This is a genomic window from Paraburkholderia phosphatilytica, from assembly GCF_003443895.1.
GTDB lineage: Bacteria > Pseudomonadota > Gammaproteobacteria > Burkholderiales > Burkholderiaceae > Paraburkholderia > Paraburkholderia phosphatilytica.
In genome coordinates this window covers 21997-40835 of sequence record NZ_QQOA01000001.1, presented here as the reverse complement: position 1 = coordinate 40835, position 18839 = coordinate 21997, and the positions used below count along the sequence as shown (strand labels likewise).

General features: G+C 66.3%; 13 protein-coding genes. 7 read left to right on the top strand and 6 right to left on the bottom strand.

Annotation, left to right across the window (positions count from 1 at the left end):
- The first annotated feature begins 327 nt into the window (after nt 1-327).
- The 3 genes from DVS29_RS00155 to DVS29_RS00145 all read left to right on the top strand — a co-directional run bounded on the left by DVS29_RS00155 (nt 328) and on the right by DVS29_RS00145 (nt 2528).
- Nucleotides 328-1614: an acyltransferase family protein gene (locus tag DVS29_RS00155; protein WP_164707802.1), complete on the top strand. Its 1287-nt coding sequence runs from the start codon at nt 328-330 to the stop codon at nt 1612-1614.
- Between the two features lie 19 nt (nt 1615-1633).
- Nucleotides 1634-1867 carry a hypothetical protein gene (locus DVS29_RS00150; protein ID WP_118178408.1) on the top strand — a complete coding sequence of 78 codons (234 nt, stop codon included), beginning with the start codon at nt 1634-1636 and terminating at the stop codon, nt 1865-1867.
- Nucleotides 1868-2030: 163 nt separating this feature from the next.
- Nucleotides 2031-2528 (top strand): Fur family transcriptional regulator, encoded by a 498-nt coding sequence (locus tag DVS29_RS00145; protein ID WP_118178407.1) that lies wholly within the window; start codon nt 2031-2033, stop codon nt 2526-2528.
- Nucleotides 2529-2573: 45 nt separating this feature from the next.
- On the opposite strand, the gene DVS29_RS00140 is transcribed toward DVS29_RS00145, so the two are convergent.
- From DVS29_RS00140 to DVS29_RS00130, 3 genes are read right to left on the bottom strand one after another with little or no spacing between them, the layout of a single operon-like run.
- Nucleotides 2574-3311 carry a PepSY-associated TM helix domain-containing protein gene (locus DVS29_RS00140; protein WP_240655414.1) on the bottom strand — a complete coding sequence of 246 codons (738 nt, stop codon included), beginning with the start codon at nt 3309-3311 and terminating at the stop codon, nt 2574-2576.
- 2 nt (nt 3312-3313) lie between these two features.
- Nucleotides 3314-3997, bottom strand: coding sequence for a Fe2+-dependent dioxygenase (locus DVS29_RS00135; protein WP_118178406.1), 684 nt, complete (start codon nt 3995-3997; stop codon nt 3314-3316).
- A 25-nt stretch (nt 3998-4022) separates the two neighbouring features.
- Complete coding sequence (locus DVS29_RS00130) at nt 4023-6242, bottom strand: TonB-dependent receptor (RefSeq protein WP_118178405.1); 2220 nt, start codon at nt 6240-6242, stop codon at nt 4023-4025.
- Nucleotides 6243-6564: 322 nt separating this feature from the next.
- On the opposite strand from DVS29_RS00130, the gene DVS29_RS00125 reads away from it, so the two are divergent.
- Entirely contained in the window at nt 6565-7011 is a 447-nt protein-coding gene (locus DVS29_RS00125; protein WP_420816051.1) for a PRC-barrel domain-containing protein, read from the top strand.
- 45 nt (nt 7012-7056) lie between these two features.
- On the opposite strand, the gene DVS29_RS00120 is transcribed toward DVS29_RS00125, so the two are convergent.
- Nucleotides 7057-9672, bottom strand: a complete 2616-nt coding sequence (locus DVS29_RS00120; protein WP_118178404.1) for a hybrid sensor histidine kinase/response regulator — start codon at nt 9670-9672, stop codon at nt 7057-7059.
- Nucleotides 9673-10025: 353 nt separating this feature from the next.
- On the opposite strand from DVS29_RS00120, the gene DVS29_RS00115 reads away from it, so the two are divergent.
- The 3 genes from DVS29_RS00115 to DVS29_RS00105 all read left to right on the top strand — a co-directional run bounded on the left by DVS29_RS00115 (nt 10026) and on the right by DVS29_RS00105 (nt 13204).
- Nucleotides 10026-11681: a tetratricopeptide repeat protein gene (locus DVS29_RS00115; RefSeq protein ID WP_118178403.1), complete on the top strand. Its 1656-nt coding sequence runs from the start codon at nt 10026-10028 to the stop codon at nt 11679-11681.
- Nucleotides 11682-11772: 91 nt separating this feature from the next.
- Nucleotides 11773-12123, top strand: a complete 351-nt coding sequence (locus DVS29_RS00110; protein ID WP_118178402.1) for a DOPA 4,5-dioxygenase family protein — start codon at nt 11773-11775, stop codon at nt 12121-12123.
- A gap of 259 nt (nt 12124-12382) precedes the next feature.
- Nucleotides 12383-13204: a COG4705 family protein gene (locus tag DVS29_RS00105; RefSeq protein ID WP_118178401.1), complete on the top strand. Its 822-nt coding sequence runs from the start codon at nt 12383-12385 to the stop codon at nt 13202-13204.
- 27 nt (nt 13205-13231) lie between these two features.
- On the opposite strand, the gene DVS29_RS00100 is transcribed toward DVS29_RS00105, so the two are convergent.
- Complete coding sequence (locus tag DVS29_RS00100; protein ID WP_118178400.1) at nt 13232-17614, bottom strand: cellulose synthase subunit BcsC-related outer membrane protein; 4383 nt, start codon at nt 17612-17614, stop codon at nt 13232-13234.
- Nucleotides 17605-18795 carry a cellulose synthase complex periplasmic endoglucanase BcsZ gene (gene bcsZ, locus DVS29_RS00095; protein ID WP_118178705.1) on the bottom strand — a complete coding sequence of 397 codons (1191 nt, stop codon included), beginning with the start codon at nt 18793-18795 and terminating at the stop codon, nt 17605-17607. Before bcsZ ends, DVS29_RS00100 begins: the two co-directional genes overlap by 10 nt.
- Between the last annotated feature and the right edge of the window lie 44 nt (nt 18796-18839).

The following is an 18839-nucleotide window of genomic DNA, read 5'->3' as shown; positions in this document are numbered from 1 at the left end:
AAATGACAGCCGATGCAGTTCCGTTACACCGATCATGCGTTTTATCGAGGGGTTTAGATCGGTACGGTAACGAACAGAGGTAACTCTTTGGCGGAGACAAATTCATTTCGACGCGTTTCAGGCAGGTTAAATACCGGCTTCCGGAATCCGCCATAACAATATTTCCGTCATAACAGAGCGGAGGTAAATTCAACCGGATTGCCGAATCCGTCGATTAACTTAGGAAACCTACGTTTTGCGAAGTGACCGTGGAGCAGCTTCGCAAACTGTTGTATGGTTTCGCCTTTGTCGGGCGACCGGAACGGGCAATCGTACGAGGAGTCAACGTTGAGCAGCGAGCAAACGCAGACGCAGGCTGGCGGGCGCGCATCGGGTCGACTCGAGGTACTGGATTCGGTTCGGGGTCTCGCTGCGTTCGTCGTCGTGATTCATCACTGTCTGCTGACGTTTCCTTCGTTCGCGAACTACTTCTTTTCCGGCTGGAGCACGAAGCCGTCGAACCTGTTCGAGTGGCTGATGTTCGATACGCCGGCGCGTCTCCTGTGGGCCGGCTACGAAGCCGTGACGCTGTTCTACGTGCTGAGCGGACTGGTGCTCGCGTTGCCGTGGATCGAAGGGCGGGCGCCGCGCTATGCGAGCTTCGCGATCCGGCGTATCTGCCGCATCTTTCTGCCGTATCTCGTGGCGATGGCGGCGGCCTCCGCGCTGGCCAGCCTGTGCATGCTGCACATGAATGCGCCGGGCTATAGCGCGTGGGTTCGCGAATGGAACTGGTCGCATCCGGTGACGGGCGCGGTGCTGTGGGACGCGGCGTCGATGGGCGGCCGCTACAACTTCATCAACGGCGCGGCGCACTCGCTGATCTGGGAAATGCGGGTTTCGCTGCTGTTTCCGCTACTCGTCGTGCCGATCGTGCGCTGGCGGCTGGCCGGCGCGGTGGTCGTCGCGCTTTCGGCGATCGCGATCTTCCTGGTCACGCGCTGGCTGGGAGCGGACCTGCCGCGCGTCGACGCGAATGCCGGCGTGGGCTGGCTGCCGGGTATCGGCTTCACCGCTTATTACGCGCTGTTTTTCGTGCTCGGCATCCTGATTGCGTGCTCGCTCGGCACCGTGCGGCGCGCGATGGCGAAGCTGCCGGGTGTCGCGCGCATGGCGCTGCTCTGCGCGGGCATCGGCATCATCGTCACGCACTGGACGCACATGCAGTTGCTGCAGGCGGGTGCAGTGGGTATCGGTTCGGCCTGCGTGCTGATCGCTGCGCTGTCGCCGGGCGGCATCGAGCGGGTGCTATTGCTTCCGCCGCTACGCTGGCTCGGCAAGATTTCTTACGCACTCTATCTCGTCCATCTGCCGCTGCTGCTGACCTGCGTCGCGCTGTTGCACGGCATGCTGCCGCACTGGGCGATTCTCGCGATCGTCCCGCCGCTGGCGCTCGGTGTCGCCACGCTGTTCAACAGCTGGGTGATCGAGCCGTGCATCGAGACCGGCCGCATTCTCGCGGGCGGCAAGCGGCGAGCGCCGGTGCGCCGCGTCGAGCGGGAACGCGGCGAAAAAGCGCTGCCGGCTGCGTCGTTGTTGCCGTCGTCGGGCGGTTCCGACAAGTTCGAGCTCTGAGCACGATGGGAGCGCTGCCATGTTCAATGCATCGTCGTTCGTCGAGCGCGACATCGTTCATCTCGAACATGTCGTGCCTTACGTGCTGACCGTACGCGGCGTGTCCCTCGACTACTGGCGCACCCGTCTCAACGACCTCCTCGAGCAGCCGCTCGACCATCCGCACCGCGAACGTGCGCAGCATCTGCTCGAACTCCTCGCGGGTCTCGAGTCCCGCCCGAAATGTCGGTCGCGCGTAAGGCAGCGCGCGTGACGGCATGCATCCAGATGATCGATAAGCGCGTGCGTCGCCGCTGTTTCGTGCGGGCTTAAGCTTTCCTTAAGCAACCCGTCGTCATAGTGGGGTGTTCGGGGAAGCGTCTGCTGGCGGCCTTTCAAATCGATTCATCCGCTTTTCATTCGCGCTGCAATCTGCCATGTCCACTCACGAAGACCTCCAGGGTGTCGGTCTGCGGCCTACGCTGCCACGCGTCGAGGTGCTCGACTTTTTTCGCGCGCGCGCGCATTCGCACTTCAGCGCGGAAGAGGTCTATCAGCTGGTGAATAGCGACGCGGGGCTGATGAGTCTCGCCACGGTCTATCGCGCGTTGCGTCAGCTGGTCGACACCGGTCTGCTCGCTAGTCTGACGATAGGTGACGGCCGCGCGGTCTATGAGCTGAACGACGGCAAGCTGCACGACCACATGGTGTGCACCGAATGCGGCGAGATCCAGGAGTTCTTCGATCCGGTGATCGAAGCGCGGCAAAACGCGATTGCCGGCCAGAAAGACTTCCTCGTGTCGAGCCGTCAGCTGGTCATGTACGGCGTGTGCTCAGCATGCCGGCAAAGCGGCCGGCATCTGTCGGCGGGCGCAAAGGAAGCCATGCTGCGCCACAGTGCGCTCGCATCGTCGACCGAAAACGACGACGAATAACGACAACGAATAACGCCGCGCACGCGGCCCGTCATTCACAAGCCGTCAAGCCATCGCGGTACACACCATCGCCACGATCGAGCCGATCACGAGCACGGCGCCGATCGTCTTGCGCTTGTTCAGTTCGGTCCACAGGATCACGCCGGTCAGCGACAGCAGAATGAGGCTGCCCGCCAGCGTGTCGATCAGCAGCACACAGCCGATGCTCAGCCCCACGCCCTTGTGCAGATTCGTCAGCATCGCGAGAAACGAGTTGTCGTTGCGCTTTACCGTGACGAACTGATTGCCGACCCAGTATTCGACCGACGTATTCTGCTTCGGCGACGCGAACGCGATCTGCCAGTGCTCCGGCTGCACCACGTGCCGATCGCCCCACGCGACCGGATGCGCCGGTTCTTTCTGCATGCGTCCGGGTTTGCCCGCAACGTGCAGCGTCTTTTGCAGCCAGTGCGCGAGCCCGCGCGGCGTGTCGGGCGCGGGTTGCGGCAGCGGCACCTGCATCGCCGAAACCTGCGGCTCGCCGGTGGAGATGCGCAGCGGACCGCCGCGGTGGTTCAGCAGAAAGCCGGTCGTGCCGAACAGCAGCCCCATCGCGGCGCCCCACAGTCCCAGCCAGCCATGCACCTTGCGCAGCCAGCGCACGAACGTCACGCGGCGCGACGGCTTGCGCGCGCCGGTACCGCGCAGATTGCCCGCACGCACGGCTTCACCGCCGACGACCGGCTCCACGCTCACGGTGTCGGACAGAACAGCCGTGCCGTTCATCGTGTGGTTCGTCGGCATGCTCACGTTTCGCTCCAGAGCCGCAGCAGGTTGTGGTAACAGCCGACGAGGCTGCGGCGCGCCTGGTCGTCTGCATGGGTGGCGTTGAGGCGCTGGATCGCGGTGTCCATGTCGAACAGCAGCGCGCGCTGCGTGTCGCTGCGCACGAGGCTCTGCACCCAGAAGAAGCTCGCGACGCGCGCGCCGCGCGTGACGGGTGTGACCTGATGCAGGCTTGTCGCGGGGTACACGATCAGGTGTCCCGCGGGCAGCTTCACCTGCTGCACGCCGTAGGTGTCTTCGATCACGAGCTCGCCGCCGTCGTACTCGTCGGGTTCGCTGAGGAAGAGCGTTGCCGACACATCCGTGCGCAGCTTCACGCCGTTCGGCAGCACCCGCACCGCGCCGTCCACGTGCGAGCCGAACGTCATGCCGCCTTCGTAGCGGTTGAAGAGCGGCGGATACACCTGATTCGGCAGCACCGCGCTGATGAAGAGCGGATGGCGTTCGATCGCGCCGACGATCACGTCGCCGAGTTCGCGCGCGATCGGCGAGTGCTCGGCGATCTGCTGGTTGCGCTTGACGGGGGCGCCCTGCCAGCCGGCGGTCGCGCGACCGTCGACCCACGCGTCGCCGGCGTTGTCGAGCCGCGCGCGGATCAGGCGCACCTGCTCCGCGGTGAGGATGTCGGGAATGGGCAGGATCATCGGCGTGTCGAATTCAAACGAAGGTTCAAAAGCGGTAATTCCCGGTCGCGAGCAGCGTGCGGCCGATGCCCGGCACCGAGCGGCCGCCGTCCGACGGAATCAGCGCGTCGTAGTAGCGCTTGTTCGTGAGGTTCAGCAGGTTCAGCTGCACGTCCCATTTCTTCTGCGTGTAGCCCGCCATCGCATCCCAGCGCGTATAGCCGCCCACCCGCACGAGGTTCGTGTTCGCCGCATAGCGCGCCGACATGTACGTCGGACCGCCGCCGATCTGCCAGTGCGGCGTGAACGAATAGGTGCTCCACAGCGTGAGCGTGTTGCGCGGCGTGTTGGCGGGCACGTTGCCCTGGGTGCCGTCGCGCGCCTTCACGATGCGCGCGTCCATGTACGTGTAGCCGCCGAAGATCTGCCACTTGTCGGTGATGTGTCCGGTCGCGCTGGCCTGGAAGCCGTTCACGCGAATGTCGCCGTCGAGCGTGTATTCGGTCGACGACACCTGCGTGCGCGCGTTGCGCATCTCTTCCTGGAACAGCGCGGACGTGATCGACAGATTGCCGCCGAGCAGATCCCACTTGCCGCCCACTTCGAACGAACGCGTCGTTTCCGGCGCGAGATTCTGCGTGAAGTTGGTGACCGTGAGCGCTTCGAGCGAAGGATCGAACGACGTGCCGTATGACGCGTAGTACGACTGCCAGTCGCTCGGCTGATAGATCACGCCGCCGCGCACGCTCGTGTAGCTGTTGGTCTGCGCGGCATACGACGGCAGACTGATCGTGTTCGAGATGTGCGCCTGATAACGGTCCCAGCGCAGCCCGCCCACCACCTTCCAGTGCTCGCCGAGCGACACGGTGTCGTTCGCGTACGCGGCGAACGAGTTCGCGGACGACGACGCATAGTTGCCGGTCGTCGTCGTCACGCCGGTCGGGTTCGACAGATAGGCCGGGTCGATCAGCGAGACGATCGGCAGGTTGTTGCGCGTGTACGCCTGGTTCGAATACGTCTCGTGGCCGAGCTCGATGCCGGCGATCACGTCGTGTCTGATCGGGCCGGTCGTGAATTTGTACTCGGCCATCGTGTCGTTGTAGATCGCGTGGTTCTCGATCACCCGGTCGTGGCTTTGCAGCTTCACGAACAGATCGTCCATCGGGATCGTCGTGTGATTGCCGTTCGCGAGCGCCGTGCTGGTTGCCAGCGGCCCCGTCAGGATCGCCTGCGGCGCGGTTTCCCGCGCATCGGTCATCGAGTGCGAGATCTGCGTCTGGTTGCTGATCGTGAACGCGTCGTTGAAGCGATGCTTGATGCCCGCGGTGAACGTCTGGATGTCCTGGATCGTGCGGTCGGTCGTGATGCCGTAGTAGGTGTTGCGCGACACCGGCGCGGGCGCGCCGTTGAGCGGCGGCACGCCGTAGTCGGGCTGATCGTAGTTGTGCTGGATCAGCGCGGACAGCGTGATCTCGGTCGGCGTGCCGATGCCGAAGCGCGCTTCGGGCGCGATGCCGTAGTCCTTGTTGTGCATCTCGTCGCGCGTCGAACCGAGCGACTGGCCGAACGCGTTCAGGCGGATCGCCGACGTATCGCTGAGCGGATGGTTGACGTCGACCGACGTGCGGTAGCGGTCGTTGGTGCCGACCATCGTCGACACTTCCGCCGACGGCGTGAGGTTCGCCTTCTTGCTGACCTGGTTGATGACGCCGCCCGTCGAGCCGCGGCCGAACAGCATCGAAGACGGACCGTACAGCACTTCCACGTCTTCGAGATCGAAGGTGTCGCGGTAGTACTGGTTGCGGTCGCGGAAGCCGTCCAGGTAGATGTCGTTCTGCGCGGTGAAGCCGCGCAGGTTCACGTTGTTGCCGATCTGGCCGCCTTCCGCGGCGCCGATGGTGACGCCCGGCGCATTGCGCAGCGCGTCCTGGAACGACGTGGCGGCCTGCGAGTTCAAGAGCGCCTTGTTGATCACCGTCACGGTCTGCGGGATGTCGCGCAGCGCGGTGGGCGTCTTCGCGCCGACGCTCGAGCGTTCCGCCTGGAAGTCCTGCCGATCGCTCGCGCCGGACACGACGACGGCGGGCAACGCGGTGTCGCTGGCTGTCTTCGCGGTGCTGGCGTCGCTCGCGGCGGCCGGCGCCGCGGCGGTTTGCGCCGCGGATGCCGCTACGCCTGGCGATGCAGCCTGCGCGAACGCGGTCGATGCAATGGGCGCGATGCATAGCAACGCGATCGCTGTCGCCAGCGGCGTCTTCTCGAACATGGATTCCCCGTCAGATGTGGATTCGCGCCAGGCGCCTGAACGGGCTGGCTGCGTTAGCTGCCTGCATGAGGCGGGCAGCATGAAGCTGGCTGGCGGGGCACGACCTTCGCGCGATCGGGAAGGTGGCGAGGCTGGCTGTAGATGGACGACCGAATTACCGTATCTGCGTGTTAAATTTCTTGCAGATGAGAATCAGTATCATTACACAATCTTGCAGACCTTTCAAGCGCGCTGCATTAAATTTCAGTGACAGAAAGGCTCAGGCATGCCGCATGCTCGCAAAGTCCTGCCAAAAAACAGGTCCACGACCAGGGAGGACACGATGACAATCAAAACGAAAACGGTCATATGCGCGGCGGCGCTGGCGCTCGTCTGCGGTTCGCAGGTTGCGGTCGCGCAGGTGGCGGGGCTGCAGCCGCTCGGCGGCACGACCGAGCAGAACGATTCGCTGCTGCATGGGTGGAGCGTGCGCAAGGCGCTCGTCGACGAGCCCGTCTACAACGATCTGAACGAGAAGATCGGCCAGGTGTACGACATCATCATCGCGCCGGATCACAAGGCTACGTGGGCGGTGCTGTCGGTGGGCGGATTCCTCGGCATGGGCAAGCACTACGTCGCGGTGCCGGTCGAACGCATGGATATCCGCAACGGTAACCTGTACCTCGGCGGCGCCACCAAGGCCGCGCTCAAGTCGGTGCCGGAATTCGAGTACAACAAGCTCGAAAAGGCGACCAAGCCGAAGGCGGGCACGGCCACGACGACACAGTGACGTGACTCGCGTAATGGCATGACACCGGGGCGGCGAGCGACAAAACTAGGCCGCCGCCTCGGACAACAGCGACAGCAGATGGCCGATGTCGACCGGCTTCACGAGGTGATGGTCGAAGCCGGCCGCCTGCGCCCGCAGGTGGTCTTCCGCCTGGCCATAACCGGTCACAGCGATCAGTAGCGGTTTCTGTTCGCCCTTGCGGCGCAGACGTCCCGCGAGTTCGTAGCCGTCGATGTCGGGCAGGCCGATGTCGAGCAGCGCAACGTCGACCGCGCGGTCCTGCGCCTTCTCCAGCGCCTCGTTTGCGCCGTACGCGACGTCCACGCGGTAGCCTTCGCTCTCGCACAGCAACGCGAGCGAATCCGCGGCGTCGCGATTGTCGTCGACGATCAGCACGGAGAGCGGCGCAAGACGCGCCGGTTCGTTGCTTTGCGCATCGATGGGCCGGGTGCCGGCCGGAATCTCCGCTGGATGCGCCTGCGGCAGCGTGATCGCGACGGTCGCGCCGCGGCCGGGCCCCGGGCTCGAGATGTCGATCTCGCCGCCATGCATCTGCACGAGCTTCTTCACGAGCGACAACCCAATGCCGAGCCCGCCGTGCGAGCGGTCGAGCGTGCGCTCGCCCTGCGAGAACAGATCGAAGATGTGCGGCAGCAGGTCCGACGAGATGCCGCTGCCGTTGTCTTCGATCGTGATGGTGGCAGTGCGGTCGTCGGCGAGCGCGGTCACGCAGATGTTGCCGCCCACATGCGTGTACTTGCACGCATTGTTCAGCACATTCACGAGGATCTGCGACAGCCGCAGCGGATCGGCGTGCAGCCACACCGGTTCGGGCGGCAGGCGCACGGTGAGATGCTGCGCGCGCAGGCTCGCCATCGACGACACCGTTTCGAGCGCCGCATACACCGCGGTACCGAGCAGCACCGGCTCGCGGCGCAGCACGATGCGCCCGTGCGTGATGCGCGACACCTCGAGCAGATCGTCGACGAGCTGCGCCATGTGATCGACCTGCCGCTGCAGCATGCCGACCAGCGTCCCCGTGTCCACGCCCGCCGCATCCTGGCGCTGCAGCAGCGCGATCGCGGTGCGCATCGGCGCGAGCGGGTTGCGCAGTTCGTGCGCGAGCATCGCGAGAAACTCGTCCTTGCGGCGGTCGGATTCGCGCAGCGCGAGTTCGAGCGTCTTGCGCACGGTGATGTCGACGGCGCTCGCGATCAGTCGCCACGGCTTGCCTGACGAAGCGCGCTGCAGCACCGCCTGGCTCTGCAACCAGCGCTCGTTGCCGTTCGTCATGATGCGAAATTCGAGCGGGCCGTCGAATTCGCCCGTTGCCGCGGCATCGCGCAGCGCCGCCTCAACCATCGTGCGGTCGTCGGCATGCACCTGCGCAAGCGCATCCGGCAGCGTGAGCGCGATCGGCGCACCGTTCGGCGAGCTGGCGTTGTCCCAGCGGATGGTCCAGTCGTCGATCGCCAGATAGCCGATCGTCATCCGTGCCGCGCGCATCGCCACTTCGAGCCGCAGGTTGCGCTCTTCGAGCGCGGCCGCGGCGCTGCGTTCGTCGGTGACGTCGGCGGCCATGCAGAACCATTCGCGCAGCGAGCCGTCCGCATCGCGCAGCGGCGCCGCGCGCGCGACCATGTTGCGCCATTCGCCGTCGTGACGCCGCAGCCGGAACACGATCGACGCCGGCGTCGCCACGCGAACGATGTCCAGCCAGCGCCCGCGCACTGCTTCGCGGTCGTCGGGGTGCACGCATTGCAGCCAGTCCCAGCCGGCGATGCCGTTCTTCTGACCGGTGAACTGCTCCCAGTGGCTGCCGAGCGGCAGGCCATGGCCGTTCGCATCGGTGGTCCACGTCAGCTCGGAACTCACTTCGACGAGCGTGCGGTAACGCTGCTCGCTGCGCTCGCGCTGCTGTTCGGCTTCGTGCTGCGCGGTTATGTCATACGTGACGCCGAACACGCGCTCGATCTGCTCGCTGCCGCCACGCTCGGTTTCGCCGCGCATCCGCAGCCAGCAGCGGCGGCCGTCGTAACGCGAGATCGGGTAGTCGAGCTCGAACGGCGCGTGATCGTTGAGGCGTTCGGTCAGTTCGCGCGTGAACCACGCGCGATGCGAGTCCGGCACCTTCGAGAACAGCAGTTGCAGCGGCACTTCGAGCCGTGCCGGATTGAGGCCGTAGATGCGCGCGAGCTGCGGGCTGATGCGCGCGGTCTGGCTGCCCATGTCCCATTCCCACGCGCCGACGCGGGCCGCGTCGAGCGCATAGCGCAGGCGGCGTTCGCCGATCTCGTAGCGTTCGCCGGCGCGCACGAATTCGTCGACGTCCATCGCGATCCCGCACGCGCCACAGAGCGCGCTGGCGTCGTCGAACAGCGGGGCGATGCGCAGCTTGTGCCAGCGATACACACCGTCGTGCCGCCGCAGCCGCGCGTTCACCTCGGCGCTCTGGCCGGCCGCGAGCGCGTGGGTCCACGCGTCGAGCACGCCGCGCACGTCGCTGTCGAGTACGAAGCGGTCCCAGTGCAGCGCGCTGTCGGGCCCGAACGGATTGCCGAGATAGTTGCGTGACGCGGGATTTGTATACGTGACGATCCCTTTCGTGTCGGCCTGCCACACGAGGGCGGGGATGCAGTCGGGCAGATGGTTCGCGTTCATGCCGGGTCAGAACTCAGGTGAGAACCGCGGGTGCTGCCGTGAAAGTCGCAATTGAGGGATAGCAGCAACCGGCGGACCTTGCAAATCATAGGTTGCGAATCGCCGCGAGCCATGTGCGCTGGACCGCGACCGAAACGCCGAAGCGGCCGCGGCACGTGCTTCACCGAACGATACCGTAAGAATTTCGTCAGGAGATTGCGAGGTGCTTTGCGCAAAGTGCGCGTCGAACCCCGTGTTGTTCGTTGGATCAGGGAGGACCGCGCGCCCGTACGATGATGCTGTCCCGAACTCGCGACCGCGCACTGCGCGTCGCAACGCCGTCCCTTCTGTCTTCCACGCCCCGATCCATCGACATGTGTCCTGCTTCGTCACTCGCCGAATCCCGCGCGGAACGCGTCCGGACGGCGGCGTCGCTGTGCGCGGGCGGCCGTTTCGTCGACGCGTTGTCGATGCTGAACCCGCTGTTGAGGCCGGACGCCGGTTGCGCGCCCGCCGACCTCGGCCGCGCGCTCGACTGCGCGGCGGTGTGCTCGCTCGCGCTCGGACACACGGCGGAGGCCGAGGTGTTGTGGCGGCAATCGATCAAGCTCGTACCCGCTTTCGCCGATGCGTACAACAACCTCGGCATCGTGCTGAAGACGCTCGGCCGTCTGCTCGAAGCGGAGGCGGTGTTTGCGCAGGGCGTGGCGGCGTGCCCCGAGCATGCCGAACTCGCCAACAACCTGGGCACCGCGCATCACGCGCGCGGCTGTCATGCGGACGCGGTGCTCGCGTTTTCGCGCGCGGTGACGATCCGGCCGGACTACGCGGAAGCGCACTACAACCTCGGCATCGCGCTGCACGAGCTGCGCGAACTCGATGCCGCTGTCGCCGCGTATCGCGACGCGTTGCGGGTTCGTCCGGACTATGCGGAGGCACACCTGAATCTCGGCAACGTGCTGCGCGAGCTGACCCGTTTCGCCGACGCCGATTGCGCGTATCGCAGCGCGCTCGCGCTGCGCCCCGACTATCACGCCGCGCGCTACGCGCATGCGATGCTGCTGCTCAGCATCGGACGCTTCGACGAAGGCTGGCGTCTGCACGAAGCGCGTTACGACCGGCCGAGTCATAGCCGTTCGCCCGCGATCCTGCGTTGCGCGCAATGGCGCGGCGAGCCGCTCGCCGGCAAGTCGATTCTCGTGTGGCAGGAAGACGGCCTCGGCGACATGATCCAGTTCGGCCGCTACTTCGCGACGCTGAAGGCGCTAGGCGCCGCCTACGTTGCATTCGCGTGCGACCCAGCGCTGCACCGGCTGTTCGCCACCGTCAACGACATCGATTCGCTGCTCACTCCCGACATCGCGCTGGCGGCATCGGCCGGATTCGATGGCTGGACGAGTCTGCTCAGCGTGCCGTTGCATGCGGGGCTCGCGAACGCCGCGTTGCCTGCGCCGCTCGCGCTGCGCGCGGAAGACGCGCTGGTCGGCTACTGGCGCGAGCACCTCGCCGTGCTGCCGCCGGGGCCGCGCATCGGCGTGGTCTGGAAGGGCAATCCATTGCATCAGAACGATGCGCACCGTTCGCTGCCGTCGCTCGGCATGCTGGCGCCGCTGTTGCGCGCGCAGGGCATGTCGTTCGTGAGCCTGCAGAAGGGCGCGGGCGAAGACGAAGCGCTGACGCCGCCGGCGGGTGTCGCGCTGCTGCATCTGGGTTCGTCGCTGCGCGATTTCGCCGATACGGCCGCGGTCGTATCGCAGCTCGATCTGGTGATCTGCGTGGATACGTCGATCGCGCATCTTGCCGCATCGCTCGGCAAGCGGTGCTGGGTGATGCTGCCGGACCGGCAGGTGGACTGGCGCTGGGGCTACGAAGGCAATGGCAGCGCGTGGTATCCGGACACCGTGCGGCTGTTCCGGCGCGCAACCGGCGAGTCATGGCAGGCGACGGCCGAGCGGCTGCGGCAGGCGTGCGTCGAGCAGTTTTCGCTTGCGCAGTGCTACGCCGAGCGGATGCTGGGCGTGGCGGCCTGAAGGCAGGACTGCGGGCAGGACTGCGGGCAGGACTGCGGGCACGGCTGCCGGCCTATAATGGTCCGCACGCCATCCGTTTCATCTCCCTCCGATGACCTACCTCGACCCCACGAAGATCGAAAGCTGGCACGCGCACGTCTACTTCGACGCGACGAGCCGCGATGCCGCGCTCGTGCTTCGTCACGCGATCGACGCGCAGTTCGGCGCGACCGTTCAGCTTGGCCGTTTTCACGAGAAGCCGGTCGGGCCGCATCCGGCGTGGAGCTATCAGATCGCATTCGCGCCTGCCGAGTTGCCGGCGGTGGTGTCATGGCTCTCGTTGAACCATGGTGCGCTCGACGTGTTCCTCCATCCGAACACCGACGATTCGCTACGCGATCACCGCGATTGCGCGATCTGGTTCGGACGCAGTTATCAGCTGAAGCTGGACAACTTCGGTTGAACCCGAACGGGTGGGCCATCCGCTAACGACAGCGTACATCTGTCATTGATAATTCGGAAAACGAAGTATAAAAATTGGCTGCGCTCAGCCAGCCGGTGGTCACCATGACTAGTGGCGTGCACACCCTTTCTGATTTGGAAAGAGAGCATTGCGGCCGCGTTTAAGGCTCTCTTAAGCGGTAGCTGCCGATCATCGCACCTTATGCAGGCGTCAATCCGTTTCGTTATGCGAGATGGACCCATCGTTCAAGGTGTGACGGATGAGTACACAAGACAGTCAACTTTCAACCCGCGATTTGATCAAGGTTCCGGCCGTCACGCTCGGCTTCTGGATCGTAAAGATCGCGGCGACGACGCTTGGCGAGACCGGCGGCGACTGGGTCACGATGTCGCTGAATCTCGGCTATCTGATCGGCTCGCTGATTTTCGCTGCGTTCTTCATCGTCTTCGTGGCGGGGCAGATCCGGGCGCGCGCGTACAACCCGGCGCTGTACTGGGCCACGATCGTCGCGACGACGACGCTCGGCACCACGATGGCCGACTTCGCTGACCGTTCGCTCGGCGTCGGTTATCCGGGCGGCGTGTCGATCGTGCTGACGCTGCTGATCGCGAGCCTGCTGGTCTGGTATTGGGTGGAAGGCACGGTCGCGATCAAGTCGGTCGATCATGCGCGCGCCGAGTGGTTCTACTGGGTCACGATCCTGTTTTCGCAGACGCTCGGCACCGCACTCGGCGACTGGGTGGCCGGCGACGATCGCGGCGGTCTCGGTCTCGGCTACGAATACGGCGCGTTGATTTTCGGCGGCGCGCTGGTCGTGATCGCAGCGGCGTACCTGTGGACCCGGATGTCGCGCACGGCGCTGTTCTGGCTGGCGTTCATCCTGACCCGTCCGCTTGGCGCGACGCTCGGCGATCTGTTCGACAAGCCGGTCGCACAGGGCGGCCTCGCGGTGAGCCGGCTGTATGCGTCGCTGATTCTCGTCGTGTTTATCGTCGTGGGCGTGTGGATCATCTCGCGCCGCCACGGCGCTGCGGTCGAGCGCGAACGCGAGATGGAGTCGATCGAGCGCGAGCGTCAGTAGCGCGGCGCGAGGGCGATGGTCACCACGTCATTCGGACAGCGACACATACGGTGAAGTCATCTCGGCAGGCGGGTACGGTACGAGGCCCGTCTGCTTCGTGAAGCTGTAGCGCAGATAGATCGCCGCGATCCACTCGCGGTATTCGTACGCGTTGCCAAGCGATGCGGTTGCGCCGAACGCCATGTGCGGCGTGACCTGGTACTCGCCGGCGATTTTCAAGGAGTACACGAGACCGGTTTTGCTGAGGGCGGGATACACGGCATTGGCGTCGAACGCGGTGCTGTCCGCCGAGTTCTGCGCAGCGATCGCCTGTCGTGCGGCGTCGGTCGGGAAGTAGTCCGATGCATTTTCCCGATAGTGCTGCATGCCGATCGACCCCTTGAGGTCGTACGAGAATGCGCCCAGGCGGCCGGCCCACTCGACCGGAAGGTTCAGGATCGCATAGAACTGCGGACTAAAATAGCCACCCTGCCCGTACGTGAAGTAAGACAGGTTACGGTCGTAATGCATCGCGGTGGTGTTCAACCCGACCGTCAACGCCTGGTTCGCCGATGCGAACAGCCGCGTATAGATGCCGCCGCCCACCTTCTCGGAGTTGTTGCTCGGCACGCCGTGACCATCGTAGTACTGGTACGCGGCGTTTGCGTACAGGCCACTCGTGCCGTCGTCCCAGCCAATTTTTGCGAGTGCGCCGTTCGATGTCACGCCGCCCCATTCGAGCTTCGCGCCTGAATCCCGCGTTCCTGCGTAAGAGAGCAGGCTGTCCGTGACCGATCGTCGTGCGACCGCGAGCGACCATGACGTGCTGTCAGTGAACTGATTGCGATATTGCGCGCCACCGACAATGGTGGTTTCGCGAAAGCCAACCGGCGTCGAACCGACATCGGCGTTGAGGTGACGACCTTCATAGCCCACCGACAGTCCCGTGCCGAACGCCGTTTGATTGCCATAGGTGGTATTGCCGCTGCGTACGTTCGCGTTGGATGCATCGCTCGACAACCCGGACCCGAATCTGGACAGCACCGACAGCGACTTCTCTGGTACCCCAGCATCCAGCCACACCGGCGTCGCGGTCACGACGATGTGCCCGTTACCCGCCTGGATGCGCCCCTGTACCGGCGCTTCGATCTCGCTCAGCGCCGAGAGCCCGCCTTCGCCGCCACGGTCGCGGAAGATGACGCCGCTCGTCACCGTGCTGGTCTGTTCGTGGTTGATCTCTGCGAGTTCATCGGCGACGCCGCGCGTCTGTGCGTTCGCGACGTTCCCCGCTACGTAGTCGTCATCGTCGCTGCCGCGGCTAACCGGGGGCGGCGCATAGTACGGCTGCGCGTAACCGGCGGGCGGCTTCGGCACGTACGGCTGCGGCTCCACATAATGTGTCGGAGACGGTTGGTAGGATTGCTGAGCATAATTCGATGCAGCAACTCGCGGCGCTGCACGCACAGGCGCCGGCGCCGGCATCGCCACAGCCGCCGCACGGCTTTGCGCCGCGCGTGCTGCGGCGGGCGACATCGGCCACGGCGTCGGCGTGTCGTCGGCGGCGTCGGTCGAACCGTACGGCGAATAGACCGGTTGCGCCGCTGCTGCCGCCTGCGCATCGGCCTGATCGGGGTAGGGCGTGAGCGGACGTGCGGGCGTAAGCGCTGGCGCACCCGACTCGCCGGAGCCGCTGTAGTCCGGGCCGTAGTCGTCGGTGGCCACGCGTGTGTCGTTCGAATTCGACGAGACCGGACCCGGCGCACTCGCGGGCTCGTCCTGCACACGCACCGCCGTCTTGCCCGCAAACGGATTTGCGTTCGTGCGAGGCATGGAGCCGACGCGGCTCATCGCGGCCGCCCAGCTGCCCGCCGGGCCGCCGGCCGTGCTACGCGACGTGCCCGTGCCGCTGGCGTGCGCGTTCGAGGCAGCAAGCGATCGCTGCAGATACTTCGCGGCGTGATACAGGTCGCCTTCGGCGCGATACATGCGGCCGACCGCAGCCAGCGTCGCGGGATCGTCCGGCTGCGCGCGCAATGCGTCGCTCGCGAGTTTGCCTGCGTAATCGAAATTCTTCGCGCCGGTTGCGGCCGAGATGGCCGCGAGTCGCAAGCCTTGATCGTCGGGGCGGCGTTTCAACGCGATCTGGTAGCTCGCGAGCGCATGACGGTCATCGCCGGCGCTCGAGTAGAGGCGCGCGAGCATCGCCTGCAGGTCGGGGTCGTCGGGCAGTGCGGCGAGCCACGGCGAGATCATGTCGTACGCGCCGGCCAGGTCTCCACGCAGACGCGCCGTATCGGCCTCGCGGATCACGATCGAACGGTTCAGATCGGCGAACGTTTCGTGCTGCCGCGACGTGAGCTGCATGCCCGCGATGTGCCGCATCGCCGCGCCGAGCTCCGCGTCCTGATGAGCGGACAGCAGGATGCCCGCGTACTGCAGCGCCACGTCCGCGTCGTTCGGTGCGGCGCCCGCCGCGGTGCGCGCCATCGTCAGCGCCGCTCCGGTATCGCCCGCGTCGAGATGCGCGGCCGCGAGCGCGCCGATCAGGCTCGGGTCGTTGCCGGCCACGGGCGTCGCGTCGTTCAGCAGCGCGAGCGCCTGCGCGGCCTGGCCGTTGTTCGTCAGCTGTTCCGCGAGATCGATCTGATGATGAACCCACAAACGATGCTGCAGCGTGGCCATCGCGGCCGTGCGTTGCGCGGCCGGAATGCGTTCGAGCTGCGCGAGTCCCGTCGACCAGTCGCTCGTTTCCGCGCAGAGCAGCGCGCTTGCATAGAGCGCGTCGGTCATGTCGGGATGCAGCGCGAGCAGGCCGTCCATCATGCTGCGCGCGGTGCCGACCGCGCCCTCGCGCACGTAGATGCGCGCGAGATCGAGCCGCAGCCACGCGTCGTTGGGATCGTTCAGCAGCGCGTCTTCGAACAGGCTGCGCGCGGCGCCGAGATCGCCGCGCGCTTCGGCGGCGCGCGCCTGCGCGGCCTGCGCTTCGCCGCGCAGCTTGTCGATGCCGCCGGCCTTCGCGCGCTGCTCGCTGTTCAGCTGCGTGGCGAACGCGAGCGCCTCGTCGCCGCGACCCTGTGCGGCGAGTGCGCCGACGAGTCCGCGGATCGCATCGGGGTTGTCGGCCTGGCGGCGCAACGCCATCCGGTACGCCTGCTCCGCGCCGGACGGATCGCGATTCGCGAGCAGCATCTCGCCGAGCATCACCTGCGCGGTGACGTCCGACGGATTCAGCGCGATCGCGCGTTCGAACAGCGCCTTGGCCTTCGCGAATTCGCCGTTGCTGCGCGCGCCGATCGCCTCGCTCGTCAAGGTCCAGTAGCGCGCGCTGTCGAGCGACTCGCGCCAACGTTCCGCATGCCCGGCGCGCGACGCGCGCTCGAGATCGTCGCGCGCTTCGGCGAAGCGCTCCTGCTTCAGCGCGACGATGCCGATACCGCCTAGCGCGTCCGCATCGTTCGGGTCGACGGCGAGCACCGACTGGAATTTCGCGCTCGCGCCGGCGAGGTCGTTGTGGTCGAGCGCGGCGAAGCCTTCCGCCACCGTTCGACCGCGCGCATCGGTGATGGCGTTCTGTTGCGCGCGCAGACGTGTGTCGCGATCCTGCTGCACCATCGATTCGAAGCGCGCGCGCACCGCGGCGTCGTCGCTGGCGGTTTGCAGATACGCGTCGAACAGCGGCGCGTCCGACGCGCGCGCATCGAGCCACAGCAGCGCCTGACGCCAGGCCTTGCGCGCTGCGCCGCCCACCACGCTGTCACCCGCGAGCTTCGCGAGCCGCGCGATGCCGTCACGCCGTGTCGCATCGCGATAGGTCAGGTGCTGCGCGTACGCGAGCGCATAGCGCGGATCGTCCGGGTTGTCGCGCGCGAGCTGTTCGAGGCCCGCGCGCGCCTCGTCCCAGCCTTTCGGCGTGGCGGCCAGCGCCTGGTAGTATTCGAGCCGCAGTTGCGGCGTGGCGGGCGCGCCGCCGATCGCCTCGCGATACTGCTGCACCGCGCTCGCGCTTTGTCCGCTTGCCGCTAGACGGCGCGCGTCGTCGACAGTCTGATCGCGCAGGCTCGATTCGCCGAGGCGCCGTCCCAGTTCGTCGATCGACGGATAGTTCGGCGCAGCCGCGCGCAGCCGCGCGAGATACTGCTGCGCGCCGCCGCCATCGCGACGGTCCGCGAGCACCATGCCCATGCCGAACAGCGCATCGGGTTGATTGGGATCGATGCGCAGCACCTTCTGCCATGCCTGCTCAGCGAGGTCGCCGCGTTGATGCGCCTGCCAGTACCGGCCCTGGTCGATCAGCACGGTCAGCGGATCTTTCTGCTGGGTCTGCGCGTGCGCGAGGTCAGGCAGCGCGCAGATCGCGGCGCACAGCGTGGCCGCGCCGAGCGCTTTCGCCAGCAGCGTTCGCGTCAGGCCAGGTGTGCTCATTCGCATGCGGTTCTCCAGCGCGGCACGAGATGGCCGGCGTCATCGAAGCGATACCGGCCATCGATGAAGCCGCTACCGAACAGGCCGAGCACGCGGTCGTAGTAGACCGGATCGCGGCCGGGGACGTTGCCGTCGAGCGCTGCGAGATGCTGGCGCGCGAGGCCGAGGCCATGCGCGTCGTCCAGCGCCTTGAAATACGGCGCGAGGGCGCCCCAGTAGCTGAGCGGCCCCTCGCCGCTGCCCGTGCCCGTCATCGCGGCCACCTTCTCCGGCGGCACGCCCGTCTGCTGCACGCGCTCGCGCATGCCGCCGAGCGCGGCGAGCCAGGGTTTCGCGAGCGGATCGGCGGCGGGCGTCATGCCGGCCCACAGATACACGCGAATCGCGTCGTAGCTGCCGATGTCGCCGGTATTCGGATCGGCGACGAACCGGCCGTCGCGCCATGCTGCCCAGTCGGGCGCGAAGCCGAGCGGCGCGGTGCCTTTGACGAGCCGGTACGCGTTGTCTGCAATGCGGCTCCACGGACCGCCGGGCAGCGCGGACGCGAGGCCGCGCAACACCGGCAGCGGCAGATAGCTCGGGTTCACGCGCGTCACGCCGTTGGTCTGGAAGCCGTGCGAACCGGGCAGGAGCATCGAGCCGAGTCCGGCGAGGTCGACCACTTCGTCGTGGGCGATGCGTGCGGCAAGCGCTTCGCCGAGCTTCGTGTAGTCGGGCTCGTGCCACAGGCGCCCGGCCTGCAGCAGGTCGTAGGCGATCCACACGTCGGAGTCGGCGGCGGAGTTCGGGTCCAGCACGCCTTGCGAGCCGTCGTTCTTGCGGCCCCATTGCCAGGACGGCAGCCGTGCGTTCTGCGGATCGAACTGGCCCGCGGCGAGGTTGTTGCGGGTCCAGTCGAGCAGCCGGTCGAAGGTCGCGCGATCGTTTGCGACGAGCGCGAAAAACATTCCGTATGACTGAGCTTCGGATGTGGTCTGCTGGGTCGGCGTCGAGAAATCGACGATACGGCCATCGGGCTGCACAAAACGGCCGATGAAGAGGCGGTATGCGTTCCACTCGCCGCATGGCGAGCTGGCGGTCGCGCTGGATGCTGGCTTCGTCATCGCTGCGCCGCCGCTCGCAGATGATGCCGCATAGCAGCCGGACTGCGCAGCAACCAACCCCGCGATGACCACCGCAAGTGCCATGAGCACGCCGCGCGTCTCCATGCGCCGCAATCGTCGCGACAGAC

Excerpts from the sequence above, each read along its gene's own strand:
- DVS29_RS00105 (WP_118178401.1), top strand. The coding sequence starts at position 12,383 with ATGAGTACACAAGACAGTCAACTTTCAACCCGCGATTTGATCAAGGTT.
- bcsZ (WP_118178705.1), bottom strand. The coding sequence starts at position 18,795 with ATGGCACTTGCGGTGGTCATCGCGGGGTTGGTTGCTGCGCAGTCCGGC.
- DVS29_RS00115 (WP_118178403.1), top strand. The coding sequence starts at position 10,026 with ATGTGTCCTGCTTCGTCACTCGCCGAATCCCGCGCGGAACGCGTCCGG.
- DVS29_RS00100 (WP_118178400.1), bottom strand. The coding sequence starts at position 17,614 with ATGCGAATGAGCACACCTGGCCTGACGCGAACGCTGCTGGCGAAAGCG.
- DVS29_RS00120 (WP_118178404.1), bottom strand. The coding sequence starts at position 9,672 with ATGAACGCGAACCATCTGCCCGACTGCATCCCCGCCCTCGTGTGGCAG.
- DVS29_RS00125 (WP_420816051.1), top strand. The coding sequence starts at position 6,565 with ATGACAATCAAAACGAAAACGGTCATATGCGCGGCGGCGCTGGCGCTC.
- DVS29_RS00150 (WP_118178408.1), top strand. The coding sequence starts at position 1,634 with ATGTTCAATGCATCGTCGTTCGTCGAGCGCGACATCGTTCATCTCGAA.
- DVS29_RS00130 (WP_118178405.1), bottom strand. The coding sequence starts at position 6,242 with ATGTTCGAGAAGACGCCGCTGGCGACAGCGATCGCGTTGCTATGCATC.
- DVS29_RS00135 (WP_118178406.1), bottom strand. The coding sequence starts at position 3,997 with ATGATCCTGCCCATTCCCGACATCCTCACCGCGGAGCAGGTGCGCCTG.
- DVS29_RS00140 (WP_240655414.1), bottom strand. The coding sequence starts at position 3,311 with ATGCCGACGAACCACACGATGAACGGCACGGCTGTTCTGTCCGACACC.
- DVS29_RS00110 (WP_118178402.1), top strand. The coding sequence starts at position 11,773 with ATGACCTACCTCGACCCCACGAAGATCGAAAGCTGGCACGCGCACGTC.
- DVS29_RS00145 (WP_118178407.1), top strand. The coding sequence starts at position 2,031 with ATGTCCACTCACGAAGACCTCCAGGGTGTCGGTCTGCGGCCTACGCTG.